Source organism: Citrobacter sp. Cf136 (assembly GCF_030333815.1).
Lineage (GTDB): Bacteria > Pseudomonadota > Gammaproteobacteria > Enterobacterales > Enterobacteriaceae > Citrobacter > Citrobacter freundii.
In genome coordinates, this window is the sequence record NZ_JAOWFE010000032.1 from 329,006 (window position 1) to 355,274 (window position 26,269).

The following is a 26,269-nucleotide window of genomic DNA, read 5'->3' on the forward strand; positions in this document are numbered from 1 at the left end:
AATATTAACAACTGAGCAGTCCGAAAATGGATTAAGGGTTAAGATTAGAGGAAGCACTCACGTAGCAAAAAAAAAGCGCTGCGGTTGCAGCGCTTGAGATACTTGACTTACTTCACCTGTTGGCCTGGTTTTGCACCTTCATCCGGGCTTAACAGGAAGATATCTTTCCCGCCAGGACCTGCGGCCATTACCATCCCTTCAGAAATGCCGAAGCGCATCTTACGAGGAGCCAGGTTAGCAACCATAATGGTCTGGCGGCCAATCAGGGTTTGTGGATCCGGATACGCAGAACGAATACCAGAGAAGACGTTTCGTTTCTCACCACCGAGATCCAGCGTCAGACGCAGCAGTTTGTCGGAACCTTCCACGAATTCGGCGTTTTCAATCAACGCTACGCGCAGGTCAACTTTGGCGAAATCGTCAAAGGTGATGGTTTCCTGAATCGGGTCATCCGCCAGCGGACCGGTTACTGGTGCGGCAGCGGCTTTCACTTCTTCTTTCGACGCTTCCACCAGCGCTTCAACTTGTTTCATGTCGATGCGATTGTAAAGCGCTTTAAAGGTGTTGACTTTGTGACCGAGCAGTGGCTGCGCAATGGCATCCCAGCTCAGTTCGCAGTTAAGGAACGCTTCCACACGTTCAGCAAGCGTTGGCAGAACCGGCTTCAGGTAGGTCATCAGCACACGGAACAGGTTAATGCCCATGGAGCAAATTGCCTGTAGGTCGGCATCGCGGCCTTCCTGTTTAGCCACAACCCACGGTGCTTGTTCATCAACGTAGCGGTTTGCCACGTCGGCCAGCGCCATGATTTCACGAATAGCTTTACCAAATTCACGGCTTTCCCATGCTTCGCCGATCGCTGCTGCGGCGTCGGTGAAGGTTTTATACAGCGCCGGGTCGGCCAGCTCAGTCGCCAGAATGCCGTCAAAACGCTTAGCAATAAAGCCTGCATTACGGGATGCCAGGTTGACTACTTTGTTGACGATATCGGCATTAACGCGCTGGACAAAGTCCTCCAGGTTCAGGTCGATGTCATCAATACGTGAAGATAGTTTCGCCGTGTAGTAATAGCGCAGACTGTCGGCATCGAAGTGCTTCAGCCAGGTGCTTGCCTTAATGAAGGTTCCACGAGATTTAGACATCTTCGCGCCGTTCACCGTCACATAACCGTGGACGAACAGGTTGGTCGGCTTACGGAAGTTACTGCCTTCCAGCATGGCAGGCCAGAACAGGCTGTGGAAGTAAACGATATCCTTACCGATGAAGTGATACAGCTCGGCGTCGGAATCTTTCTTCCAGTATTCATCAAAGCTGGTGGTGTCACCGCGCTTATCGCACAGGTTTTTGAATGAACCCATATAGCCAATTGGCGCGTCCAGCCAGACGTAGAAGTATTTGCCAGGCGCATTCGGGATTTCAAAACCGAAGTACGGGGAATCGCGGGAAATATCCCACTGTTGCAGGCCGGATTCGAACCATTCCTGCATTTTGTTGGCGACCTGCTCCTGTAACGCGCCGCTGCGCGTCCACGCCTGCAGCATTTCGCTGAATGACGGCAGATCAAAGAAGAAGTGTTCGGAGTCACGCATCACCGGCGTCGCGCCAGACACAACGGATTTCGGCTCGATAAGTTCGGTCGGGCTGTAGGTTGCGCCGCAGACTTCACAGTTATCGCCGTACTGATCCGGAGACTTACATTTCGGGCAGGTGCCTTTAACAAAACGATCCGGCAGGAACATGCCTTTTTCCGGATCGTAAAGCTGGGAGATTGTACGGTTCTTAATAAAACCGTTTTCCTTCAGGCGCGTGTAAATCAGCTCAGACAGCTCACGGTTCTCTTCGCTGTGCGTCGAGTGGTAGTTGTCATAGCTGATGTCAAAACCTGCAAAATCAGTCTGATGCTCCTGACTCATTTCACCGATCATCTGCTCTGGCGTGATCCCAAGCTGCTGTGCTTTCAGCATGATTGGCGTACCGTGTGCGTCGTCCGCGCAGATGAAGTTAACCTGGTGGCCGCGCATTCGCTGGTAACGGACCCAGACATCAGCCTGGATGTGCTCCAGCATATGGCCGAGGTGGATTGAGCCGTTGGCGTACGGCAGCGCGCACGTTACCAGAATTTTCTTCGCGACTTGAGTCATAGTGGGCAATTACTTCTTTTGTAGTGAAAAGGGCTTTGATAGTACCAAAATGGTAATTACTGCGCCAAGCGATAAGGGCATTTATCCGTAAATGAATAATTGTTGCGGTTGGAGTAAACTACCTGGTGACTATTGTATATTCAGAACAACAAAAAGGAGTCGGGATGAACGCACAATCCCAGGCCAAATCACCAGAGACCCTGCGCGCCATGGTTGCCGGGACGCTGGCGAATTTTCAGCATTCAACCCTGAAGCATAATCTGACGACGCTTAAAGCGTTGCACCACGTCGCCTGGATGGATGACACGTTGCACGTTGAGCTGGTCATGCCGTTCGTTTGGCATAGCGCGTTTGAGGACTTAAAAGAGCAATGTAGCGCCGATCTGCTGCGTATTACCGGCGCGAAAGCGATCGACTGGAAACTGTCGCATAACATCGCGACGCTGAAACGCGTGAAAAACCAGCCAGGTATTAATGGTGTGAAAAACATCATCGCCGTCAGTTCAGGTAAAGGTGGCGTGGGTAAATCCTCTACCGCCGTGAACCTGGCGCTGGCGCTGGCTGCAGAAGGGGCGAAGGTGGGGATTCTGGACGCCGATATTTATGGTCCGTCTATCCCGACAATGCTTGGCGCGGAAAACCAGCGTCCAACCTCGCCAGATGGTACCCACATGGCGCCGATCATGTCTCATGGTCTGGCAACGAACTCCATTGGTTATCTGGTCACTGACGATAACGCGATGGTGTGGCGCGGCCCGATGGCCAGTAAAGCGCTGTTGCAGATGTTGCAGGAAACCTTATGGCCGGATCTTGATTATCTGGTACTGGATATGCCGCCGGGCACTGGTGACATCCAGTTGACGCTGGCGCAGAACATTCCGGTAACGGGCGCGGTTGTTGTCACTACGCCGCAGGATATCGCGCTGATCGATGCGAAAAAAGGCATTGTGATGTTCGAAAAAGTCGAAGTGCCGGTATTGGGTATTGTTGAGAATATGAGTATGCATATTTGCAGCAACTGTGGTCACCATGAGCCAATCTTTGGCACCGGTGGCGCGCAGAAACTGGCCGAGCAGTACCACACCCAACTGCTGGGACAAATGCCGCTGCATATTTCTCTGCGTGAAGACCTCGATCGCGGTACGCCGACGGTTATCAGCCGTCCAGACAGCGAATTTACCGCCATTTACCGCGACCTTGCAGGGCGTGTGGCGGCACAGCTGTATTGGCAGGGAGAAGTTATTCCGGGCGAGATTGCTTTCCGCGCGGTGTAATTTATAGCGTTACAGATATTCACCGCATTAATGTATTATTGATGCGGTGAATATATTAAATTTAAAAATATTACGATATTGTTCATTCTGCGTGTATAATTCATACCTTTTTCCGAATAAATTATCTCAATGCATCATTGTAATTGATCAAATCTATCTCATTAATCTACAATTTCAATTGGTTCAAACAAGGTAGTTAACCCATAATTCACAGTGCAGGCAGTTTGTATGCTGTTTTCCACCCTTTACAGGAATAATGAACACAATGAAGAAAAGTTTATTCTTGGGAGTTATTACTCTGGCTTATGGAATGAGTTTGCAGGCTTTGGCTTCTGATACAATCGATGGAAAGCTAACAATCATCGGGCATGTTGTTGAGTCCACATGCCATATCGATATGACAGGTGGCGAGCCTCAAAATGATTGCCAGTCAGATGCGGCTCGATTGACGGCTGGAAACGACAAACCAAACTACCAAGGGGTCAATACGAAACGTGTGATGTTACCGGGTGATACGACACGGCAAATAGTGCTCAATACCTACGATTAATGACCTCAGAATGAATCTTGTCAAACGGCAGTTTTACCCAGCGTAATACTGCCGCTTCTTTAATTTTCCCTTCTATTACATTTGCTTTCCGTTATTTATTATTATCGTGAATAATTTAAATATGTATTATCTAATTCTTAAATAATGCTTAGTGAAATTTGCTTTAAATCAAATAAAACATCATTTCACATTGCGGTAAAATTATTCTCGTGACATTTTGATTTCGAAGTTGTTAAAAGGATGTGTTTATTAAAATTAATAAGGAATGACCTATGAAAAGATCCATTATTTTTTCGGCAATGTTACCATTTTTATCTGTCGGAATGGCGCATGCTGCGGATATCACTGATGAGGGACAGTTAATCATTCAAGCGACTGTAGAAGGGTCTTCTTGTCATTTTAATTCCAATGGTGGTGACTCGGCAATTATTGACATGGGTACAATTTCAACTTCTGATGTGTATAAAATTGGTATCGGAGCTATTAGCAATACAAAAGTTTGGAATACCGATGCAGATTCAATTGAAATTATTTGTCCGTCTACGGTAGAGTTAAAAAATATTACCTTTTCACCAACTAAATTCTCGGAACATCCGGGACTATTACAGGATGATGGGGACGATACTACCGGCGTAGGGTTCGCTGTTGATTTTTATAACACCACCACGAGTTTCGTTAATATCAACGAGAAACACCAGGTTGTGGATGTTAGCGGGTTGAAAGGTGAGTCCATTGGAAATGAAGGTGTCAAGTACACCTTAAAATTTGATGCCCGATGGGCACGACTGGCTCAGGTTGTTAACGCTGGCGATGTAAAATCTACGATAAAATTTACTGTTGAAACTGATTAATTCTAAATGGCTATATTGTCGGGATGACTCGACAATATAGCGCTATCAATAAGGTAGTGTATTATGAAACGGATTTTACTTTCAGGCCTGATAGCCTTGACGCTCCCGGCACACGCTGATATCGTGATTTATGGCACCCGTGTTATATATCCGGCAGAGAAAAAAGAGATTATCGTTCAGTTGATGAATGAGAGTACCAGGGCATCACTGGTACAATCCTGGATTGATGATGGCGATACTACATTACCTCCGGAAAAAATAGATGTACCATTTTTGCTGACTCCGCCAGTTATCCGTGTTAAAGGTAATTCAGGGCAGCAAATAAAAATCAAAAAAATTGCCAATAACTTACCAAGTGATAAAGAAAGTCTTTTTTATTTTAATGTGCTGGATATACCCCCAAATACAAATAATCAAGATGGGAAGAATACGCTAAAATTTGCCATGCAAAACAGATTGAAATTGCTGTACCGACCTAAGAGCGTCGAGTCAGTCACACAAAATAGTATTAAAAAGTTAAGTTTTTCTCGCAGCAACGGTGGGCTAAATTTAAATAATGCTACTGCGAATTGGATTACCATTCCCAAGATTGAAGCGAACAGAAATCAGCTAAATGGTAAAACTATTTTATTACCACCGTTATCCAGTCAACTGCTCCAACTGAGAAATAATGGCAGCAATCAGTATGTTGTGACCATTATTGATGATCGCGGTAATTATGTTAGCGATACGCTCAGAGTTAAATAATATGAGGTGTGGCCATGTTAAGGATAACTCCACTTGCTTCCACGATATTTTTTCTGTTGTTCTCGGGTCAGCTATTTGCTGAAGAAGAAACATTTGATACCCATTTTATGATGGGGGGATTAAAGGGTGAAAAGGTCAGTGATTTTAGATTTGATGGTGAAAAACCGATTTCTGGAACCTATGATCTAGATATCTATCTTAACAACCAATGGCGTGGAAAATATGAGTTGAATGTCAAAGATGAACCTGATGACACGTGTTTGACATGGGATCTCATTCATCGTCTTGGGATTAAGTCTGAAGGGATTAAAGTCGATAAAGAAGCACAATGTGTGCCTTTAAAAACTGCACTTAAAGGGGGAACTTCGACTTTTGATGTGAGCCGATTTCGCCTTGATCTCAATGTCCCGCAGGCTTTTGTCAATGAACTTGAATACGGTTACGTCGAGCCTGAAAACTGGGACCGGGGGATTAATGCGCTGTATACTTCCTATTATGTGAGCCAATACTATAGCGATTATAAAGACTCCGGTAACAGTAAAAATACTTTTGCTCGTTTTAATAGCGGGTTGAATTTATTTGGTTGGCAACTACATTCTGATGCCAGTTACAATAAGACTGATGATAGTAATGGTGAGTGGAAGAGTAATACGCTTTATCTGGAGCGCGGCATCCCAGAAATATTGGGCACATTGCGCGCGGGCGATATGTACACATCATCAGATATTTTTGATACCGTTCGGTTTTGCGGGGTGCGCTTGTATCGCGATATGCAGATGCTGCCGAACTCAAAACAGAATTTTACGCCGTTAGTTCAAGGGATTGCACAAAGTAATGCCCTTGTCACTATTGAACAAAATGGTTTTGTTGTCTATCAAAAAGAGGTACCGCCGGGCCCCTTCTCGATTGCCGATTTGCAGTTAGCAGGCGGCGGGTCGGACCTCGACGTTAGCGTGAAAGAAGCGGATGGTACCGTTACGACCTATCTGGTTCCTTATTCGTCTGTACCTAATATGTTACAGCCTGGCGTGTCTAAGTATGATTTTGTCGCGGGTCGCAGCCATATTGAAGGCGCCAGCAACCAAAGTGATTTCGTTCAGGCCAGTTATCAGTATGGCTTTAATAATCTATTAACGCTGTATGGCGGTACAATGCTGGGGGATAACTATAATGCTTTTACGCTGGGAACTGGCTGGAATACGCGCATTGGCGCTGTTTCTTTTGACGCCACGCAGTCACATAGTAAACAGGATAATGGTGACATTTTTGATGGCCAGAGTTACCAGGTTGCGTGGAATAAATATCTTACGCAGACAGGGACGCGATTTAGTTTAGCGGCATACCGATATTCTTCTCGTGACTATCGTACATTTAACGATCACGTATGGGCGAATAACAAAAACAGTTATCATCGTGATGAAAATGATGTCTACGATATTGCTGATTATTATCAGTATGATTTCGGTCGTAAAAACAGTTTTACAGCCAACATCAATCAGTCGCTTCCTGAGGGGGGGGGAGCCGTATCGCTAAGCACATTATGGCGTGACTACTGGGGACGTAGCGGTAGTAATAAAGATTATCAACTGAGCTACACCAATAGTTGGCAACGGATTAGCTATACGCTTTCTGCTAGCCAAACCTACGATGAAGATCATAATGAAGATAAACGTTTCAACATCTTTATCTCCATACCCTTTAACTGGGGAGATGGCATATCCACGCCACGGCGACAGGTATATCTCTCGAACTCGACCACATTTGATGATGATGGTTTCGCATCAAATAATACCGGTATCAGTGGGATTGCAGGCGATCGCGATCAATTTAACTATGGTTTAAACCTGAGCCATCAGCGACAAGACAGCGAAACCAGCGCTGGGGCAAACGTTACGTGGCGTGCTCCTGTTGCAACGGTTAACGGTAGTTATAGTCAATCTACAAAATATAAACAAAGCAGTGGCAGCATCTCCGGTGGGGTTGTGGCGTGGGCTGGTGGTATAAACCTGGCAAACCACCTTTCTGAGACTTTCGCCATCATAAATGCCCCCGGACTTGAAGGTGCTTATATCAATGGGCAGAAATATCGGGAGACCAACAGTAAAGGTACGGTGGTATATGATGGGATGAGTGCGTACCGTGAGAATATGCTGACACTGGATGTCTCTAATACCAATAGTGAAACAGAATTACAGGGTAACCGTAAAAGTGTTGCGCCATATCGTGGGGCAGTGGTCAAAGCGCAATTTGATACCGACCAGCGTAAGCCCTGGTATTTTAAAGCACTGCGACCGGATGGTTCCCCATTAACCTTTGGTTATGAAGTGGAAAGCGAACAGGGCGAAAATATTGGTCTGGTTGGGCAAGGCAGTATGTTGTTTATTCGTACTAATGACGTACCTGCAAAAATAAAAGTTGCCATTGATAAACAACAAGGACGTTACTGCACAATCTCCTTCAATCAGGAAATTGATGTCAGTAAGACATACTCATGTCAATAAAAGGATAATGATGATGAGATGGATACTGTTAACGGTATTAACATTATGCTCTTTTTGGGCACAGGCTGATAAATGTGATTTTGTTCCTCCGCCAAATATTACGGGAGCATATTCTTTCACCCCAGATTCGATGTCCGGTGTACTTGATGGTAGCGTTTTTGCTTCTGGCCAGGATGGCACTGTTGTACTGGACTGTAAGTCACAGGAAAGGGCATGGTTGAAGGCCGCAATGGCCATCTTGCATAGCAGTGAATATGCTTTTAAGGTAGGCAGTCAATATTATATTGTTTCCTTTTCAGTGAGTTATCAAGCAAAGGATATTGTTGCAAATAAAGCAAAGTATACATTGTCAGATTTTTTTGACATGGCGGGTTTAGTACTTAACTATTCAATTGTTGCGGCCCCAGACCGCGGGGCCGCAACGATCATCGCCCCTGGTGCGACTATCCCTCTCGTTACTGAGTTGAGCCTTGAATACTGTCAGGGAAATAAGGATAACTGTAGTTCAAAAAAATTAAATTATAATTTAAATGTTACGATTATGGTCGATATCACAACCTGCTATTTTGGTAATCAGGAAATTGATCTGGGGAGGATAAATATTAATGATCTTGATAAGAAAGAATTTGAGCTTCACCCGGTAATATTCACCTGTCAGGCAAGTGGGGCCGGGAATCTGAAGTTTACGCCTGTTAATCTATTATTTTATTTTGAACCGATGAGTCCGTTGGCGGAGGATTCGATAACCCTGACCAACGATTATGGTACTGCGGCGAATAGCGCAGGGTCGGTAGGATTTCAGTTATCAATGGACGGTTCAACCAGTATTGGCTATGGCAGAAGTAACCTGTATCGTTCTGACACTGTGAAAGGGAATACAGTACCAATCAATATTTACGCCCGCACCAGAACGTATGCAGGGAAAGTCACTGCGGGAGAAACAATGAGTCGGGTAAAGGTCGTTATTGACTATAATTAAAAAGTAAGCAAAGCAGGAAATTCACGCACCCAACTATACTGGGTGCGTTTATTTTACCGGTGATAAAAAATCTCGCCATCGTAAGCTTTAATGATCTTAGCATCGGCATCATTGACCAGCACATACGCGCCGCCCATGTAGGTCCAGTGGGTGCCTGCCGTCGGCGCGGGCAGATTGCGTAGATTCCACTGTTTAATGGTGTATTCTTCGGTGAGATACAGTGGTGGGACCTTGTCACCGGGTTTGAAATGGGTGAAGTCAGCAATAAAGCTGCTCAGTTCATATTTATCGATACCGGTGGGGGCAGCTGTTGCGGTTGGCGCGGCCCAGACGACGCTGCTTACAAGCAGAAGTGCACCCAGCAACATTTTATTCTTCATACCCATCCTCTCTACCTCTTCGGGTCATCAAAATCAGTCATGTATCATTCCTGGCATACCGGATGTCTGACAAGCACTATTTTGTGATCACTCCAGTCATTTCGTAAAAAGTGTAAATGAAAGTACAGAATTGCAGCAACCTTGACCAGTAGTTTCACTGTGAGGGCGGGTAGTACGCCAATTTACATCGCTAAGCACAGGCAGTATCCTGTTACTGAAACCAGCATATTACGTTTGTGTTTCAACGACTCGGGGTGCCCTTCCTGGTGAAGGCTGAGAAATACCCGTACCACCTGATCTGGATAATGCCAGCGTAGGGAAGTCTGACACTGCCCGTGTCCCTTCTTCGCGCGGGCAGGAGCTGAACCATGCAGCCTGACCTGCACAGCCGCGCGCTCGCGGCTCACACTTTGCACCAATTTAGAACCCTATCCCCGCTCACACACTGTATGACCAATGAGGTCGTGCAAAGCTTTACTGCCAATACATTACTGGCGCTGGGCGCATCGCCGGCGATGGTGATCGAACCTGAAGAAGCCAGCCAATTCGCCGCTATTGCCAGTGCATTGCTGGTTAATGTCGGCACCTTAACTCAGGAGCGGGCCACGGCGATGCGCGCCGCCGTTGAGCGGGCTTATCATGCTAAAACCCCGTGGACGCTCGATCCCGTTGCCGTAGGCGCGCTTGAGTTTCGCCGCCGCTTTTGTCTGGATTTACTGTCGCTACAGCCTGCTGCTATTCGTGGCAACGCTTCGGAAATACTTGCTCTCGCCGGCATGAACGGTGGGGGACGCGGCGTGGATACAACCGATACAGCTGTCGCTGCGCTTCCGGCAGCGCAGGCGCTGGCTCGTCAGATTGGGACCATTGTCGTGGTTACCGGCGAAGTGGATTACGTCACCGATGGTCAGCGTACCGTTGGCGTGGACGGCGGCGACCCGTTAATGACTCGCGTGGTGGGCACCGGATGCGCGCTATCAGCGGTTGTTGCAGCCAGTTGTGCCTTGTGTGGTGACCGACTTGATAACGTCGCCTCCGCCTGTAGCTGGATGAAACAGGCCGGGCAAATCGCCACCGAGCAATCAAACGGACCGGGCAGCTTTGTCCCGGCATTTCTCGACGTCCTCTATAACCTGAGCGCCCAGGAGTAAGCATGAAACGGATTAACGCATTAACGATCGCCGGAACCGATCCAAGCGGTGGCGCGGGTATTCAGGCCGATTTAAAAACCTTCTCGGCGCTGGGCGCATACGGCTGTTCCGTTATTACGGCGTTGGTGGCGCAAAATACGCGCGGGGTGCAGTCGGTGTATCGTATTGAACCTGACTTTGTCGCTGCGCAGCTGGACTCTGTGTTGAGTGATGTGCGTATCGACACCACAAAAATTGGTATGTTGGCGGAGACGGATATTGTTGAAGCGGTCGCCGAACGTTTGCGTCGCCATCGGGTACAAAATGTGGTGCTGGACACGGTGATGTTGGCAAAAAGCGGCGATCCGTTGCTGTCACCCTCGGCGGTAGAAACGCTGCGTACCCGTTTGCTGCCACAGGTTTCGATTATCACCCCTAATTTACCCGAAGCTGCTGCACTGCTCGGGGCATCGCATGCGCAGACTGAGCAGGAGATGTTAGAGCAGGGAAGAGCGCTACGGGCGCTGGGTTGCGAGGCGGTGTTGATGAAGGGCGGTCATCTGGATGACGCGCAAAGCCCCGACTGGCTCTTTACTCGCGAAGGCGAGCAGCGTTTTACCGCGCCGAGGGTGATGACCAAAAATACCCATGGCACCGGCTGTACGCTATCGGCGGCGTTGGCAGCCCTGCGTCCGCGCCATAACAACTGGGCCGATACCGTACAGGAAGCCAAACTGTGGCTTTCAGCGGCGCTGGCACAGGCAGACACGCTGGAAGTTGGCGAGGGAATTGGTCCGGTGCATCATTTTCACGCGTGGTGGTAATGGGTATACTGGCTGCAGAAACGGCGGCCAGGGAAAAGATAAATGGAACAAGCGCATACCCAGCTTATCGCACAACTGAATGAACGTATTTCAGCGGCGGATAACACGCCGCTGTATATGAAATTTGCGCAGACGGTGAAGAATGCTGTGCGCAGTGGGATCCTGGAGCACGGCAATATCCTGCCCGGCGAGCGCGACCTCAGCCAGTTGACCGGCGTTTCTCGGATTACGGTACGCAAGGCGATGCAGGCCCTGGAAGAAGAGGGTGTAGTAACACGTGCCCGCGGTTACGGAACGCAAATCAACAATATCTTCGAGTATTCGCTCAAAGAAGCGCGCGGTTTTTCTCAGCAGGTGGTGTTGCGCGGTAAAAAACCGGATACGTTGTGGGTTAACAAAAGAATTGTACCTTGCCCGGAAGAGGTGGCACAGCAGTTGGCAGTTGTCACAGGAAGTGATGTCTTTCTGCTCAAACGCATTCGTTACGTTGACGAAGACGCAGTATCTATTGAAGAGTCTTGGGTACCCGCACATCTAATTCATGATGTGGATGCCATTGGTGTTTCTCTGTATGACTATTTTCGTAGCCAGCATATTTTCCCACAGCGTACGCGCTCACGCGTTAGCGCCAGAATGCCGGATGCAGAGTTCCAGGCGCACATTCAAATGGATAGTAAAGTGCCGGTACTGGTGATCAAGCAGGTAGCGCTTGACCAGCAGCAACGGCCTATTGAATACAGCATCAGTTACTGTCGTAGCGATCTATACGTTTTTGTGTGCGAGGAGTAGCGCCTCGCGTGATGGGGCGCAATCGCCGCCACGATGCCCAACTACCCAGGACGCCACCGCGTTACCTAACAGCACTGAGTCGGCCAGCGTCCAGCCAGACGCTAGTCCGGCCAGCATGCCGCCGGCATGGCTGTCTCCTGCGCCGATAGTATCAATGACCGCCGTTGCAAATGCCGGTACGCAGCCGGATGTCTGTGCGCTGAAATACCATGCGCCGTCTTTATCCTGACGCACTACCACCGGTGCGGTGAAACGCTGCACCCATTCTGCGCCAAAACCTTCCACATCCTGACTCAATGCAAATCGCTCGGCAGCAATTTCCGCCTCCTGACGATTAAGTGACACCAGCGGACGGCAGGCCATAATTCGTACCAGTAAGGGCTCGGGAATGTCGCCGATGCGCGGGCCAAAATCGATAAACGGTGTCACCTCTTCCAGTCCTTCCAGCCACTGCACCAGCAATTCACCGCACGGGGACGCTAGCTGATAACCCGAGAGATACACCAGGCTATGACGCGGGATATCCAGCTTTGCCAGCCAGGCGGCATTCCACTGATTCTCAACGCCGCTAAAGGACATAAAGGTACGTTCGCCATCCGGTTCCACCAGCGCCAGACACCAGCCGTTATCGCCTTCGGCGTTGTCGATCAGGCTGTGCAGCCCCTCTTTTGCCATCCGATTGCGGATAATGTCGGCCCACACCCCCTGACCCAGCGGTAACGCATTACTGGCGTCGATACCTAAACGCTTGAGCGCTACGGCAATATTGAGTGCGCAGCCGCCAACGTTCACGCCTTGCTGTTTGAGTTCGATATCACAGCCTCGCCAGGGGAGGGCATACGCATCGGCAATGACATCAATCACCGCTGCACCCACCACCGTTACTGGCCGCTGTGTACGTAACTGCGAGAGAAGTTGTTGCAGGCGCATGGTGCTCATAGCGCCTCCCGCTGCTCACGCAGTCGTATTAACCCGTTGGCGTAGCGGGTAAAGTCCAGCTCATTAACCGCATCCAACTCCTGCTTCAATGCCGGGTCAATCGCGTCGACGCCGTGCAGCGCGCCACAAATGGCGGTTGCCATCGCTCCGATGGTATCGGTATCGCCGCCGAGGTTCGCGCACAGAATGGCGCAGCGGTTGGGATCGGTCTGCGCCAGTTCGACCATCGCGATGGCGCAAGGCACAGACTCAATGGTGCTGGTTCCTGCCCCCACAACCTGATACAACTGCTCGCTGGCGGACTCAATGCCGTCGGCGTTACGGACGATTTTCAGCGCCAGTTCAAGGCGTGCACAAAGCGATGCGCTAAAGGTGGTGATTCGTTTTTGCTGCGCGTGCAGGGCAATGGCAGGTAGTGCGTCGACAATCTCCGACCATGTTCCTCCGTCGATGGCGCGAGATACCGCCCACGCGACGACAACGGCTCCCGCGATAGCCAGATCCGATTTATGCGTCGGGCTGGAGGCCAGTGCCACATCATCGATAAAGGCATCAAGATTGCGGGCGGGTAGCAGGCATCCCAGTGGCGAAACGCGCATTGCCGCACCGTTGGTCACGCCATTATTCTCCAGTTCGGCGACAGGTTTGCCGTCGCGAATGGCTTTGAGCGCAATTTTTGAGGTCGGGCCGAGCACGTTTTTATTAAAGGCATCAAAACGCTCTGCCCAGGCCAGAATATTGCGACCAATAACGTCGGGTACAATCTCTCCGTCGCACTCAAGCAGGGCATCTGCCAGACACAGCGCCATAGACGTGTCATCAGTAAACTCTGCCTGGTTAAAGTAGCAGGCGGCATTATTTTCCGCCGGACCAGGCAAAAAACTGTCGATCCAACCGAAATGGGCTTTAACCCGGGTTCTTGGCCACAGTTCCGACGGCATGCCCATCGCATCCCCTAACGCCTGCCCATAAAGAGCACCGAGAATACGTTCTGCTTTCATTTTACTTCCCCTTGTTTCAACGCTACATCGCGATCGTCCACCTTAATGGCGGTGATTTCTTTGTCAGATTCGCGAAAGAAAATCATAAACATCACGGCAATGACGGCAATCATGACCGCGCCAAATCCCCACATGCCAGCCCAGTTAAAGGTGAGACCATTAACCGGTTCCTGGTAAGCAAACATTTTTTCCATCATCACGCCGCCCAGACGGTAACCGAGCAGGCTGCCGAATCCCTGACAGCAGAGGGTGATAAGCCCTTGCGCTGCAGTGCGCATGTGAACCGGCGCTTTTTTATCGACATAGATGTAGGCCGTGACGTAATAGAAGTCGTAACTGACACCGTGCAGCAGAATGCCGAGAAACAGCAGGGCGTAAGTGAAATATTCTTCCGCACCACCGTAAACGAAAAATCCGTAGCGGATCGCCGCAGTAATAAGACCAAGCAACAATACCTTTTTAATGCCAAATCGTTTGGTGAAAAACGGTAGTGCCAGCATAAAGAAGATTTCAGAGAACTGGCCCAGCGTCATCCAACCGGTGGCGTTTTTCATTCCGACTTCTGTCAGGTAGCCGTTGGCGAAGATGTAATAGAACGCCAGTGGCATCGCAAACAGGAAAGAGCAAAAGAAAAAGACGAGGAAATTTTTATCGCGCAGCAGGATCAGCGCATCCAGACCCAGCATGACTTTGAAATCCATTTTGCCGGTACTTTTTGGTGGCGTATCCGGTAAGAAGAACGCAAAGACGCCCAACAGTGCAGAGCTTCCGGCAGTGATCAGCAGGGGAATATTGGTGGGTGAAATGTCGCTATAGCCAAGCATTTGCGGTAAGAAACCGCAGGCCAAACCAGAGGCAATCCAGCCGATGGTTCCCATCACTCGGATGCGCGGGAAATCACGCTCAACGTCCGGTACGTTGGCAAAAGCAATACTGTTAGTCAGCGCAATCGTCGGCATATAGGTCAACGAATAGGCCAGTAACAGCGGGAAGAATCCGCTGAAGGTGGTTTGCTGGGCGGCGAAGTACATCAGAATAGCGCCGACGAACATCAACACCGCCAGCACTTTTTGCGCGGAGAAAAAGCGGTCAGTGATTGAACCGACCAGAATGGGCGACAGGATCGCGGCGATCGCGGTACAAGCGTAGGACCAGCCGATCTCCCCGGCGCTAAAGCCGCTTTTACTCAGCCACAGCCACAGCGGTACAAACCAGGCGCCCCAGATAAACCACTCTACAAACATCATGAACGACAGCTTAACCGTAGTTTTCATCTTTAAATCCTTCATGACAGGTAAGGTACGCATTGATAGTACCATTAGGTAATACCTTTAAAATACCTTTGTGGTCTAAATTTGACCGCCTTAACATTATTTCTTCCTGAATCGAGCCAGCAGAAGTTGCTGAAAAGTGCGCTAAAGATGGAAAAAATACGCAGTCGGTACCAGGCTTAATGCTGCCCGCAAAAAGGCGGGTCAGGACAATCCACATTCCGGTTTCAAATCGGAAATTACGGGAGCATAGCTATGACTGATATTGCGCAGTTGCTTGGCAAAGACGCCGACAACCTTTTACAGCATCGTTGTATGACCATTCCTTCTGATCAACTTTACCTGCCTGGACATGATTACGTCGACCGTGTGATGGTGGATAACAACCGGCCGCCTGCCGTGCTGCGTAACATGCAGACGCTGTATAACACCGGGCGACTGGCCGGGACAGGGTATCTGTCGATTCTGCCGGTGGACCAGGGGGTGGAGCACTCCGCTGGCGCATCGTTTGCGGCTAACCCGCTGTACTTTGATCCGAAGAATATTGTGGAGCTGGCTATCGAAGCAGGGTGTAACTGCGTGGCATCGACCTATGGCGTGCTGGCTTCTGTCTCCCGTCGCTACGCGCACCGCATTCCGTTCCTCGTTAAAATTAACCACAACGAAACGCTGAGCTATCCGAATACGTTCGACCAGACGCTGTATGCCAGCGTAGAGCAGGCGTTCAATATGGGCGCGGTTGCGGTAGGGGCAACCATCTATTTCGGTTCAGAAGAGTCCCGTCGCCAGATTGAGGAGATTTCGGCCGCGTTTGAGCGCGCCCATGAGCTGGGTATGGTTACCGTGTTGTGGGCGTATCTGCGTAACTCCGCGTTTAAAAAAGATGGCGTGGATTACCATGTTTCTGCCGATCTTACCGGACAGGCTAACCATTTGGCGGCTACTATCGGGGCGGATATCGTTAAGCAGAAAATGGCGGAAAATAACGGTGGGTATAAAGCGGTTAATTTTGGCTACACCGACGATCGCGTCTACACCAAGTTGACCAGCGAGAATCCAATTGACCTGGTACGTTATCAACTGGCGAACTGTTATATGGGGCGCGCCGGGTTAATTAACTCCGGCGGCGCGGCTGGCGGCGAAACCGATCTCAGTGATGCGGTACGTACGGCGGTGATTAACAAACGAGCAGGCGGCATGGGGCTGATTCTTGGACGCAAAGCATTCAAGAAAACCATGGCCGACGGCGTTAAGCTGATTAACGCCGTGCAGGATGTTTATCTGGACAGCAAAGTTACCATCGCCTGATTACAGCCGGGGTGTCGTTGTGTTAGCGCAACAGTGGACAACCCGGCGGCAGTCTGCAACGTAACGCCTCAGGCAGGATTTCAATATGAAACTCCTGTCCGCTGAGCGGTTCGCCGTCAAGATTAAAGGTAATTTCGTGTGGGGCGCGGATATCAAACCACGATGATGCGCCCTCGATGATGTTAGGGTTGTCTTCGGATTGCGTTAACGCCGAAAGCAGCCCTGGCAACAGTTCTTCGCCGGTAAAAATGCGCAGTTGCAACAGACCATCGTTGATCAGCGCCGTTGGGCAAAGCTGTTGCCCGCCTCCAGCCTGACGACCATTACCGATACCAATCACCAGCGCCTTACCTTGCCAGTGAAAATCTTCCCCACGAATATCGCAGACGTCGGGTTTGAGCGTATCCATGCGCATTAATCCGTGGATAAAGTATGATACGCCACCCAACGCAGCTTTGAGTTTTTCCGGCGTTTCGGTAGTGATACGTGTGCCGAAGCCGCCGGTCGCCATGTTGATAAAACAGGTTTTATCATTGACCTGCACCATATCGATCGCTGTCGCATTTGCGGCGATAGCCAGCTTTAATGCCTTATCGAGGTCGTCGGGTATCCCCACGCTGGTGGCAAAATCATTTGCCGTTCCCAACGGTAAAATACCCAGCGCCGGAATATTGTCGCCCTGCGACTGGATCAGCGCCGTCGAAACTTCGTTGATGGTGCCGTCGCCGCCGCCGGCAATCACCGTTTCAACGCCTAGCTGACGAGCTTCATCAACGTAGCGTTGGGCATCGCCTTTTTCCCAGGTCACGCGAACATGGATTTCCACGCCTTCATCGCGAAGCTTCGCAATGGCATCACGCAGGGGGAGATTATCAGCACTTTTTCCATTGAGGATCAGTAAACTGGCAGGGAACGCTATCATCCGTTTGCCTCACTTTTTTTCGTTTAAACAAGTGTATGCCAGGAAAGTGTTTATGGCGTAAGAACTGACTGAAAGCGCAGGCGAAGAGATAAAAAAAGCCGCAAAGCGCGGCTTTTCAGATTGGGCAGACGTTACTGCGGGAACCACTGATCGCTGATTTTCTTGTACGTGCCGTCAGCTTTGATTGCCGCCAGCGCGCTGTTCAGTTTTTCCAGCAGGGCTTTGTTATCCGGGCGAACCGCGATGCCAAGGCCAGTACCGAAGTATTGCGGGTCGGTTACTTTGTCAGTGGCTACGCCTAACTGCGGGTTGGTTTTCAGCCACTCGTTAACCACAGCAGTATCGCCAAATACGCCATCAATACGGCCATTTTTCAGGTCGATAATCGCATTCTGATAGCTATCGTAGGCCACGGTTTTCACCTCAGGATGTTTATCCTGCAGGTATTTCTGATGGGTGGTGCCGTTTTCCATACCGATGCGCTTACCTTTCAGGTCGGCAAAGGTTTTATAGGTGTCTTTTTTCGCAATCACCAGCGCGGAGTTGGCATAGTAAGGCTGAGTAAACGCAACCTGCTTGCTACGCTCAGGTGTGATATCCATTCCGGAAATAACCGCATCATATTTCTTGAATTTCAGCGCGGGGATCAGGCTATCGAAAGCGTGATTGGTGAAAGTACATTCTGCCTGCATTTGTTTGCACAGCGCCGTTGCCAGGTCGATGTCAAAACCGACAATCTTATTGCTGGCGTCCAGTGATTCAAATGGCGGATACGTGGCTGATACACCGAAACTAATTTTATCAGCAGCTGAGGCGCCAGCGGCGAAAGTAGCAAGTAATGCGACCAGTACTAACTTTTTCATGGTGGAACTCCCGTCTGTCAATCTTATGATTATTTACCGTGTCTGCGGCGTGGATTAACAATGCCATTTAATGAATTTATATGCAATAAAAATGATTAAATATTTTTAATGGCATAAAAAAAGACGGACAATTTAGGTTGTTGTCCGTCTTTATTATTTTAATTTATGCATATTTGCCGGATGGTGGTGCTAGCACCTTATCCGGCCTACAAAAGGTGCATGAACCGTAGGCCTGATAAGCGTAGCGCCATCAGGCATATGCTTAATTCCGGTGTTCAAACGCCAGCGCTTTACGTTCGATTAAGCGCATCATCAGTGTCAGCAAGCCGTTGACGATCAGGTAAATCACACCCGCAGCACCGAATACCATAACGTCATAAGTACGACCGTACAGCAGCTGGCTATAACCCATGACTTCCATCAGGGTGATGGTGTAAGCCAGTGAGGTACTTTTAAATACCAGCACCACTTCGTTGGAATATGAGGAGAGGGCGCGTTTAAAGGCGTACGGCAACAGAATCGCCAGCGTATCCTTTTTGCTCATCCCCAATGCACCGCAGGACTGCCACTGGCCTTCCGGGATTGCACGGATAGCGCCGTAGAACAGTTGCGTAGTGTAGGCCGCACTGTTTAACGACAGCGCAATTAAGGCGCATAACCAGGGTTCAGAGAGCAGATGCCACAGTACCGGATATTCTTGCAATGCCGGAAACTGTCCTGGTCCGTAGTAGATCAGGAAGATTTGCACCAGCAGCGGTGTACCGGTAAACAGCGTGATATAAGCGCGAACCAGCCACACCAGCACCGGCGTTTTCAGCGTCAGGATGACGGTGAAAATCAGCGCCAGCACCAGAGCAACTACGATGGAGGCGACCGTCAGCGTCAGGCTGGTATGCAGCCCTTTCAACAATTCAGGTAAATACTCAAGCATCAGCCCGGTCTCCGCTCAAAACGTGTCGCGCGCAGGTCAATGCGTTTGAGAATGTACTGACTCACCAGCGTAATCACCAGGTAAATAGCGGCCGCCACAATGTACCAGGTAAACGGCTCCTGGGTACGGGTAGCGATGCTCTTCGTTTGCAGCATCAGATCGTTCACGCTGATAAGGCTGACCAGCGCGGTATCTTTCAGCAATACCAGCCACTGGTTACCCAGTCCCGGTAAGGCATGACGCCACATCTGCGGCATCACCAGACGAAAGAAGATCGCGGCTTTAGACAAACCTAACGCCTGACCTGACTCCCATTGCCCGAGTGGCACGGCCTTCAGCGCGCCACGCAGCGTTTGCGACGCGTAAGCGGCATACAGCAATGACAGTGCAATGACACCGCACAGGAACGGGCTGACGTCGAAGTTTTCGATCTGCATCTGAACCGGGATTTGTACAAACCCGAGATTGATCGTAAAGCCATCGGCCAGCGTCAGCAGCAGTTGTGAGGAGCCGAAATAGATAAACAGAACCACCAGAATTTCTGGCAGACCGCGCAGGATGGTGACCAGGGCCGAGCCCGCCCATGCCACCGGGCGCCATTTTACTGACTCCCAGACGGCAAAAAACATGGCGAGCGCAAGGCCAATGATCAGCGCACAAACGGCAAGGCCGACGGTCATCCCGGCGGCGCTTGCTAAAGGAAAAAATTCATTCATCAAATATTACTTCTGGAACCATTTGTTGTAGATGGTCTCGTAAGTCCCATCTTTCTTCACTTTTTCCAGCGCAGCGTTAAATTTCTGCTGCAGCTCGGTATTGCCCTGGCGCACAGCGATGCCCAGACCGGTACCGAAGTAATCTTTATCCGTGACTTTGTCGCCAACCGCGGCCAGTTTTGGATTGTCTTTCAGCCACTCTGTCACTACTGCGGTATCACCAAAGACGCCGTCAATACGACCGTTTTGCAGATCGAGTTTGGCATTCTGATAGCTGTCATACGGCACGGTAGTCACTTCCGGATGTTTATCCATGATGAATTTCTGGTGCGTCGTTCCGTTTTGAACGCCGACTTTTTTGCCTTTCAGCTGATCAATGCTGGTGTATTTACCCTGTTGGCCAACAAACAGCGCAGAGTTGTCGTAGTAAGGGGTGGTGAACAGAACCTGTTTTTCACGCTCAGGCGTGATGTCCATACCGGCCATCACCGCGTCAAAACGACGGAATTTCAGGCTCGGGATCAGGCTGTCGAAGGCCTGATTGGTGAAGGTACAGGTAGCGTCAATCTCTTTACACAGCGCATTCGCCAGATCAACGTCAAACCCTACGATCTTGTTGTTAGCATCGATCGATTCAAATGGAGGATAAGACGCTTCGGTGGCGAAACGAATGGTTTGGGCTGCGGTAGCGGAAAGGCTAAAACCTGCGATTAGCGCGGCAATCAGAACTTTTTTCATTGTATTGTCCCGAATCTTAGTGAGAAAGATAGTTTTTAAACGCTTCGGTTTGCGGGTTGGCAAAGCAGCTCGCATCCCCAAACTCGACGATATGACCGTTTTCCATGTACACCACGCGACTGGCCGTTTTACGAGCAACTTCCACTTCGTGGGTGACGATCACCTGAGTAATATTGGTTTCCGCCAGCTCACGAATGATGCTGACGATTTGGGCGGTGATTTCCGGGTCAAGTGCTGCGGTAGGCTCATCAAACAGCAGCACCTGTGGTTCCATCATCAACGCGCGGGCAATGGCCACACGCTGCTGCTGGCCGCCGGACAGATGCAGTGGATAGCGATCGCTGTACGGCTTCAGACGCAGTCGTTCCAGCAGTTTCTCGGCACGCGCCATCGCTTGCTCTTTTGTCAGACCTAGTACGCGGCAGGGCGCTTCAATCAGGTTCTGCACCACCGTGAGATGCGGCCAAAGATTATATTGCTGGAAGACCATGCCCACGTTTTGACGCAGATCCCGAATGGCTTTATCTGACGGGGTTTTCGTGAAGTCGAAACGGTTACCCGCAATAGAGAGCGTGCCCGAGCGCGGCATCTCAAGCAGGTTGAGTACGCGCAGTAGCGAGCTTTTCCCGGCTCCACTTGGGCCAAGTAACACCAGTGTTTCACCCTGAGGGCAATCCAGCGTGATATCGAACAGCGCCTGATGTGCGCCGTAGAAGCAGTTAATGCCGTTTAATTGAATACTCATTGACACTCGATACTGGCAGTCTGATAGCTATTGAAGCCGCAGATACTACCTTTGACAGAATAGTTATGCAATATTTATGCGTTAAAAGTTAAATGCAAACCGCATTCTTCTCTAAACATAGCACAAAATAGCGGGGCCACCAGTGGGCAAGAATAATTGTCGGCATTCTATGCAGAATGCCAGACAATTAATGGGGGTTATGATTTGGGCGAGTAAATGGCGCGATTAACGGTTTTCGACAGACTGGCGCAACGTCCCGGCTGGCGCGTGTACGCTGCCGCCCAGATAGCGTACATCATCAACGACCCAGCACTGGCCTTCGCGGATCATCAGCACTTCATCACGCCAACTCTGGTCACCCTGTTTCAGCTCTACGCGTAGCGGAATGTTGCGTGCATCACTATTCGGAATAGTCGATGCGCTGGCGACGCTGGCACTGTCCGGAAGTGTGGCGCGGCTGGAGAACGGATCGCTGTTAAACAGGTCGCGGTGTGCGTTATCGCGGCTGGCATCGTTCAGCAGTTTAGCCAGGTTGTCGCTAAGGTATGGACGAAGTGGGGTAAGATCATTGTTTCGATGCTGAATACGGTAATCATAGAATTGTTGAGCCACGCTGTCTGGCCCGCCTTCTACGCATGAACCGCTACGCGTGCCGTTATCTTTATAGACCGGCGTCACGGTCGTACAGGCGCTGAGAAGTAGTGCACATGGAACCAGCAGAGAGAGTTTCGAGTAGCGCATAATGATTTCCTTATTAGCTTTCTACTATTAGTGTTCTACGTTGATAGAATATATCCTTTCAATGATAGTGGATCGGTTCGATAATGCTTTTGAGATCGTGCTCTTAGCGCAAAAAGGAGATTAACCATGCAGTTTTCGACTACCCCTACGCTGGAAGGGCAGAGCATCGTGGAATACTGCGGTGTTGTGACTGGCGAAGCCATTTTAGGCGCGAATATTTTCCGCGATTTTTTCGCCGGCATTCGCGATATTGTCGGCGGTCGCTCCGGCGCGTATGAAAAAGAGCTGCGTAAAGCGCGTGAAATTGCTTTCCAGGAGCTGGGCGAACAGGCCAAAGCGCTGGGTGCTGATGCGGTGGTCGGTATTGATATTGATTACGAAACCGTGGGCAAAGACGGCAGTATGCTGATGGTGAGCGTCAGCGGTACCGCGGTGAAAACTCGCCGATGAAGCGTCTGTTGTGTCTGCTGGCATTTACGCTGTTGCTGGTGGGATGTGCTGGCGAAAAAGGGATTGTCGACAAAGACGGGTATCAGTTAGATACCCGCCGTCAGGCACAGGCTGCTTATCCACGCATTAAAGTGCTGGTTATCCATTACACGGCCGATGATTTTGACTCTTCTCTGGCTACGCTGACCGATAAAAACGTCAGCTCGCACTATTTGATCCCGGCTGTGCCGCCGCTCTACCACGGCAAACCGCGTATCTGGCAACTGGTGCCGGAAAAAGATCTGGCCTGGCATGCGGGGATTAGCTTCTGGCGTGGCGCTACGCGTATTAACGATACCTCAATTGGCATTGAGCTGGAAAACCGCGGCTGGCAAAAATCGGCAGGGATAAAATATTTTGCGCCGTTTGAGCCCGCGCAGATTCAGGCGCTGATCCCATTGGCGAAAGATATTATCGCCCGCTACGACATAAAACCGCAGAACGTGGTAGCCCATGCGGACATCGCGCCGCAACGTAAGGACGATCCTGGACCGCTTTTCCCATGGAAAGTGCTGGCCGAACAGGGAATTGGCGCGTGGCCGGACACTCAGCGCGTAGCGTTTTATCTTGCCGGGCGAGCACCTCATACGCCGGTAGCAACCGAATCTTTACTCGATCTGCTGTCGCGTTACGGCTATGAGATAAAATCTGATATGACGCCGCGCGAACAGCAGCGGGTGATTATGGCCTTCCAGATGCACTTCCGCCCGACGCTGTGGAACGGCGTGGCGGATGCGGAAACTCAGGCGATTGCCGAAGCGTTACTGGAAAAATACGGGCAGGGTTAACGCAGAACACCAATGCCCGATGGTGCTTCGCTTATCAGGCCTACGGCTAATTTAGGCTGGATTTTGTAGGCCGGATAAGGCGCTTGCGCCGCCATCCGGCAATGGTTAACGCGGCAGCTTACCGTGGTCGCGCAGCCAGGCCGCGGTACGTTCAATCCCTGCATCCAGCGTCACAATGGGCTGATAACCCAACTCTTCCTGAGCGCGGGTAGTATCCAGCGTAAAATCAAAATTTAGCTTCGAGACGCCGTAATGCGTCAGCTTTGGCTCTTTTGCCGATTTATTGCCTAAGCGCTCCATGCTGCGGGCAATCATGTCCAGCATCGGGTAGGGAACGGAGCGGATCCGACAATCAATATTCAGCTCGTCGATGAGTTTCTGCACAATGCTGCGCAGAGTGCGATGCTCGCCGTTGGTAATGTTGTACGCGCGACCTGACGGCAGCTTATCGCAGGCTTGCTGACTTGCCAGCCACATCGCGTGCACTGCATTTTCGTAGTAGGTCATATCTACCAGCGCACTTCCGCCGTGCGGCAACAGGATGCTGCCATAGTGGTACATCATATGGGCCAGGCGCGGGATAAAGACCTTATCGTGTGGTCCGAACAGGCTTTGCGGACGCAATACCGTAAAACGCGTCTGCGGGTTGGCCTGCGCCAGCAACGCGATCACGTCTTCGCCAGCTGCTTTGCTGCGGGCAAATTCATTGGCGAAGCGGTGCGGACGAAAGTCCTCTTTGATATCGCGATGGTGGTGATAATCAAAATAGAGCGACGGCGAGGAGATATGAATGAAGTTGCGAACGCCCCAGGCCACGGCCCACTCGCCCAGACGGCGAGTTGCGCGAACGTTGGCCAGATCGAAGGCTTCCTGAGTTCCCCACGGTGAGGTAAAACTGGAGCAGTGCCACAGCGTGTCGATGCCGGCAAGCATCACTTTTGCTTGCGAAGAAACCAGCTCGGTCAAATCCGCATGCACAAATTCTGCGCCCATTTTCTCCAGCAGCTTGCCCATCGCTTCGTTGCGACCGGTGGCTCTGACGCTGACGCCTTTGCTGCATAAAAACTCAACCGCGTTTCGGCCCAAGCCGCTGGTGGCTCCGGTAACCAGTACCTTCATATCAATCCACTGTGTTTAAAAAACGTCGTGCGCATTCTTCCGTGAAATACGCCTGTATGCAATGGGAAACATGAAAGAATACAGGCTCTTTTTATCATTAGTCTGTGATTTGTTCTGCAAGTTTGGCTATACGCTTCGCCATCCCCCTGAAAATGAACAGGTGCGCGGGGATCATCAACAGCCAGTAGAAGAGGCCAGGCATACCGTGCGGATGCCACCAGGCGCGTACATCAATGCGTCGATGATCGCCTTTATCTTCCAGTGTGAAGCTCAGGCGACCCAATCCCGGCGCTTTCATCCCAAACAGCAGCGTCAGCTGTTTCTCCGGCTCAACGATGATGACTTTCCAGCTATCAACGGTGTCGCCAACTTGCAATAGTGGGTGTTCGGGACGACCTTTTGCCAGCTTATGGCCGACCAGCAGGTCCAAGGCCGCGCGCGTCTTCCATAGAATATTGCCAAAGAAATAGCCTTCTTTGCCGCCGAGTCGATTCACTACCTGCCACAGTGCTTTTTTGCTGGCGGCGGTTTCAACGCTAAAGCCAGCTTGTTTGGCGAAATAGCCATATTCTGGACGCCAGCGGGCAAACGCCTGCGCGTCGTAACCCCAGTCGCTGGAGTTGACCAGCTTTTCTTCTTCCTTCAACGTACTGCGCACCGCGTCATCAAAGGCAATCAGCTTTTGCGGGATCAGCGCACGTAGTTCGGTGTCATCGGCCAGCAGGTCGTGTTTTAAGCCCTGGATCAGCGCCTTGGCCGTGGTTGGCGGCACTGACGTAATGACGTTTAAAAACCAGACCGAAATCCAGCGGGTAGGGAAGGGGATGGGGATGAGCAGGCGATGTTTACCGCTGACCGCCATAAAATGCTCGAACTGTTCCTGATAGCTCAACACCTGCGGGCCGGCTGCTTCGAGTACGCGGTGATGTTGCGTGGGATGATCCAACAACGCTACCAGGTAGTACATCAAATTCTCCAGCGCGATGGGTGTGGTACGTGAGCGCACCCAGCGCGGAGGGGTGAGTACTGGCAGGTTGTAGACCATGTCGCGCATCACTTCAAAGGCAGCGGAACCTGCCCCCACGATAATGCCCGCACGCAATTCCGTCATTGGCACGCCTGATTCACGCAGAGTATCTGCGGTTATCTGTCGCGCACGCAGATGATCGGATTGTTCATGCCGGGGAGCCTGTAATGAGCTCAGGAAAATAAGCTGTTTGACCGGTGTATTACGCAGTGCATCGCGGACGTTCATCGCCACCTGACGTTCGTGGGCGATAAAATCACCGCCTTCACCCATGCCATGGACCAGGTAATAAACCGTATCAACACCCGCCAGTAGCGGGGGGAGGTTATCTGGCCAATTCAAATCGACTTTATGGCAACTGACGTTGGCCAGTTGCTGCTTTTCCAGTCGTTCAATGCGACGTGCCGCAGCCAACACCTGATGCCCTTGCTGACTGAGCGCCTGTACCAAATGCTGTCCAATGTAGCCACTGGCGCCAAGAACCAAAATCCGTTGCGGCACGCCC

26 protein-coding genes and 1 riboswitch are annotated in these 26,269 nt (G+C 50.6%); of the genes, 12 read left to right on the top strand and 14 right to left on the bottom strand.

Annotated features, from left to right (window positions below):
• Positions 1–107: 107 nt before the first annotated feature.
• Entirely contained in the window at positions 108–2,141 is a 2,034-nt protein-coding gene (gene metG, locus OGV98_RS05845) for a methionine--tRNA ligase (RefSeq protein ID WP_202581162.1), read from the bottom strand.
• Positions 2,142–2,305: 164 nt separating this feature from the next.
• Here metG and apbC point away from each other — a divergent pair, with 164 nt between their 5' ends.
• The 6 genes from apbC to OGV98_RS05875 all read left to right on the top strand — a co-directional run bounded on the left by apbC (position 2,306) and on the right by OGV98_RS05875 (position 9,043).
• Positions 2,306–3,415, top strand: a complete 1,110-nt coding sequence (gene apbC / locus OGV98_RS05850) for an iron-sulfur cluster carrier protein ApbC (RefSeq protein ID WP_003027343.1) — start codon at positions 2,306–2,308, stop codon at positions 3,413–3,415.
• A gap of 256 nt (positions 3,416–3,671) precedes the next feature.
• Positions 3,672–3,965, top strand: a complete 294-nt coding sequence (locus OGV98_RS05855) for a DUF2574 family protein (RefSeq protein ID WP_225990940.1) — start codon at positions 3,672–3,674, stop codon at positions 3,963–3,965.
• Positions 3,966–4,237: 272 nt separating this feature from the next.
• Entirely contained in the window at positions 4,238–4,816 is a 579-nt protein-coding gene (locus tag OGV98_RS05860) for a fimbrial protein (RefSeq protein WP_032936683.1), read from the top strand.
• A gap of 63 nt (positions 4,817–4,879) precedes the next feature.
• Positions 4,880–5,563, top strand: coding sequence for a fimbria/pilus periplasmic chaperone (locus OGV98_RS05865; RefSeq protein ID WP_048240680.1), 684 nt, complete (start codon positions 4,880–4,882; stop codon positions 5,561–5,563).
• A 14-nt stretch (positions 5,564–5,577) separates the two neighbouring features.
• The gene (locus OGV98_RS05870) at positions 5,578–8,064 is read left to right on the top strand and encodes a fimbrial biogenesis outer membrane usher protein (RefSeq protein WP_202581163.1); all 2,487 of its coding nucleotides are present in this window, start codon (positions 5,578–5,580) and stop codon (positions 8,062–8,064) included.
• Complete coding sequence (locus OGV98_RS05875) at positions 8,036–9,043, top strand: fimbrial protein (protein WP_136345868.1); 1,008 nt, start codon at positions 8,036–8,038, stop codon at positions 9,041–9,043. The genes OGV98_RS05870 and OGV98_RS05875 overlap by 29 nt, the downstream gene beginning before the upstream one ends.
• 53 nt (positions 9,044–9,096) lie before the next feature.
• Here the strand turns inward: OGV98_RS05875 and OGV98_RS05880 are convergent, their stop codons facing one another.
• Positions 9,097–9,429, bottom strand: a complete 333-nt coding sequence (locus OGV98_RS05880) for an RcnB family protein (protein ID WP_286551089.1) — start codon at positions 9,427–9,429, stop codon at positions 9,097–9,099.
• Between the two features lie 234 nt (positions 9,430–9,663).
• Positions 9,664–9,760: riboswitch (TPP riboswitch) on the top strand.
• 31 nt (positions 9,761–9,791) lie between these two features.
• Between OGV98_RS05880 and thiM the strand changes: the two genes are divergently transcribed.
• Genes thiM through OGV98_RS05895 form a run of 3 tightly spaced genes read left to right on the top strand, consistent with a single transcriptional unit; the run spans position 9,792 to position 12,166 of the window.
• Positions 9,792–10,574 (top strand): hydroxyethylthiazole kinase, encoded by a 783-nt coding sequence (gene thiM, locus OGV98_RS05885; RefSeq protein ID WP_171862577.1) that lies wholly within the window; start codon positions 9,792–9,794, stop codon positions 10,572–10,574.
• 2 nt (positions 10,575–10,576) lie between these two features.
• A complete protein-coding gene (thiD, locus tag OGV98_RS05890) occupies positions 10,577–11,377 on the top strand; it encodes a bifunctional hydroxymethylpyrimidine kinase/phosphomethylpyrimidine kinase (protein WP_003027328.1) in 801 nt (266 codons plus the stop codon).
• Between the two features lie 42 nt (positions 11,378–11,419).
• Positions 11,420–12,166, top strand: a complete 747-nt coding sequence (locus OGV98_RS05895; RefSeq protein ID WP_003027325.1) for a GntR family transcriptional regulator — start codon at positions 11,420–11,422, stop codon at positions 12,164–12,166.
• Here the strand turns inward: OGV98_RS05895 and OGV98_RS05900 are convergent.
• Genes OGV98_RS05900 through OGV98_RS05910 form a run of 3 tightly spaced genes read right to left on the bottom strand, consistent with a single transcriptional unit; the run spans position 12,140 to position 15,380 of the window.
• On the bottom strand, positions 12,140–13,105 hold the full coding sequence (locus tag OGV98_RS05900) for a PfkB family carbohydrate kinase (protein ID WP_200017688.1): 966 nt from the start codon (positions 13,103–13,105) through the stop codon (positions 12,140–12,142). The genes OGV98_RS05895 and OGV98_RS05900 overlap by 27 nt on opposite strands.
• A complete protein-coding gene (locus OGV98_RS05905; RefSeq protein ID WP_060854713.1) occupies positions 13,102–14,106 on the bottom strand; it encodes an ADP-ribosylglycohydrolase family protein in 1,005 nt (334 codons plus the stop codon). Before OGV98_RS05905 ends, OGV98_RS05900 begins: the two co-directional genes overlap by 4 nt.
• A complete protein-coding gene (locus tag OGV98_RS05910) occupies positions 14,103–15,380 on the bottom strand; it encodes a nucleoside permease (protein WP_003027315.1) in 1,278 nt (425 codons plus the stop codon). Before OGV98_RS05910 ends, OGV98_RS05905 begins: the two co-directional genes overlap by 4 nt.
• A gap of 252 nt (positions 15,381–15,632) precedes the next feature.
• Here OGV98_RS05910 and fbaB point away from each other — a divergent pair, with 252 nt between their 5' ends.
• Positions 15,633–16,685 carry a class I fructose-bisphosphate aldolase gene (gene fbaB / locus OGV98_RS05915; RefSeq protein ID WP_003027312.1) on the top strand — a complete coding sequence of 351 codons (1,053 nt, stop codon included), beginning with the start codon at positions 15,633–15,635 and terminating at the stop codon, positions 16,683–16,685.
• Between the two features lie 22 nt (positions 16,686–16,707).
• On the opposite strand, the gene yegS is transcribed toward fbaB, so the two are convergent.
• The 7 genes from yegS to OGV98_RS05950 all read right to left on the bottom strand — a co-directional run bounded on the left by yegS (position 16,708) and on the right by OGV98_RS05950 (position 22,341).
• Complete coding sequence (yegS, locus tag OGV98_RS05920) at positions 16,708–17,607, bottom strand: lipid kinase YegS (protein WP_003027310.1); 900 nt, start codon at positions 17,605–17,607, stop codon at positions 16,708–16,710.
• A gap of 131 nt (positions 17,608–17,738) precedes the next feature.
• Positions 17,739–18,470: an arginine ABC transporter substrate-binding protein ArtJ gene (gene artJ / locus OGV98_RS05925; protein WP_149911235.1), complete on the bottom strand. Its 732-nt coding sequence runs from the start codon at positions 18,468–18,470 to the stop codon at positions 17,739–17,741.
• Between the two features lie 262 nt (positions 18,471–18,732).
• Positions 18,733–19,401 carry an arginine ABC transporter permease ArtM gene (gene artM / locus OGV98_RS05930; protein ID WP_003840185.1) on the bottom strand — a complete coding sequence of 223 codons (669 nt, stop codon included), beginning with the start codon at positions 19,399–19,401 and terminating at the stop codon, positions 18,733–18,735.
• Positions 19,401–20,117 (bottom strand): arginine ABC transporter permease ArtQ, encoded by a 717-nt coding sequence (gene artQ, locus OGV98_RS05935; protein WP_003027301.1) that lies wholly within the window; start codon positions 20,115–20,117, stop codon positions 19,401–19,403. The genes artM and artQ overlap by 1 nt, the downstream gene beginning before the upstream one ends.
• A gap of 6 nt (positions 20,118–20,123) precedes the next feature.
• Positions 20,124–20,855 carry an arginine ABC transporter substrate-binding protein ArtI gene (artI, locus tag OGV98_RS05940; RefSeq protein WP_003027298.1) on the bottom strand — a complete coding sequence of 244 codons (732 nt, stop codon included), beginning with the start codon at positions 20,853–20,855 and terminating at the stop codon, positions 20,124–20,126.
• Between the two features lie 16 nt (positions 20,856–20,871).
• A complete protein-coding gene (gene artP / locus OGV98_RS05945; RefSeq protein ID WP_003027295.1) occupies positions 20,872–21,600 on the bottom strand; it encodes an arginine ABC transporter ATP-binding protein ArtP in 729 nt (242 codons plus the stop codon).
• Between the two features lie 225 nt (positions 21,601–21,825).
• Positions 21,826–22,341: a lipoprotein gene (locus OGV98_RS05950; protein WP_061549056.1), complete on the bottom strand. Its 516-nt coding sequence runs from the start codon at positions 22,339–22,341 to the stop codon at positions 21,826–21,828.
• Positions 22,342–22,467: 126 nt separating this feature from the next.
• Between OGV98_RS05950 and OGV98_RS05955 the strand changes: the two genes are divergently transcribed.
• Positions 22,468–22,791, top strand: coding sequence for a heavy metal-binding domain-containing protein (locus OGV98_RS05955; RefSeq protein ID WP_001160725.1), 324 nt, complete (start codon positions 22,468–22,470; stop codon positions 22,789–22,791).
• Complete coding sequence (locus tag OGV98_RS05960; protein WP_003027275.1) at positions 22,788–23,618, top strand: N-acetylmuramoyl-L-alanine amidase; 831 nt, start codon at positions 22,788–22,790, stop codon at positions 23,616–23,618. The genes OGV98_RS05955 and OGV98_RS05960 overlap by 4 nt, the downstream gene beginning before the upstream one ends.
• Positions 23,619–23,723: 105 nt before the next feature.
• On the opposite strand, the gene OGV98_RS05965 is transcribed toward OGV98_RS05960, so the two are convergent.
• Both OGV98_RS05965 and OGV98_RS05970 read right to left on the bottom strand, forming a co-directional pair.
• Positions 23,724–24,737 carry a 3-beta-hydroxysteroid dehydrogenase gene (locus OGV98_RS05965; protein WP_003840192.1) on the bottom strand — a complete coding sequence of 338 codons (1,014 nt, stop codon included), beginning with the start codon at positions 24,735–24,737 and terminating at the stop codon, positions 23,724–23,726.
• 97 nt (positions 24,738–24,834) lie between these two features.
• The gene (locus tag OGV98_RS05970) at positions 24,835–26,265 is read right to left on the bottom strand and encodes an SDR family oxidoreductase (protein WP_121540778.1); all 1,431 of its coding nucleotides are present in this window, start codon (positions 26,263–26,265) and stop codon (positions 24,835–24,837) included.
• Positions 26,266–26,269 lie beyond the last annotated feature (4 nt).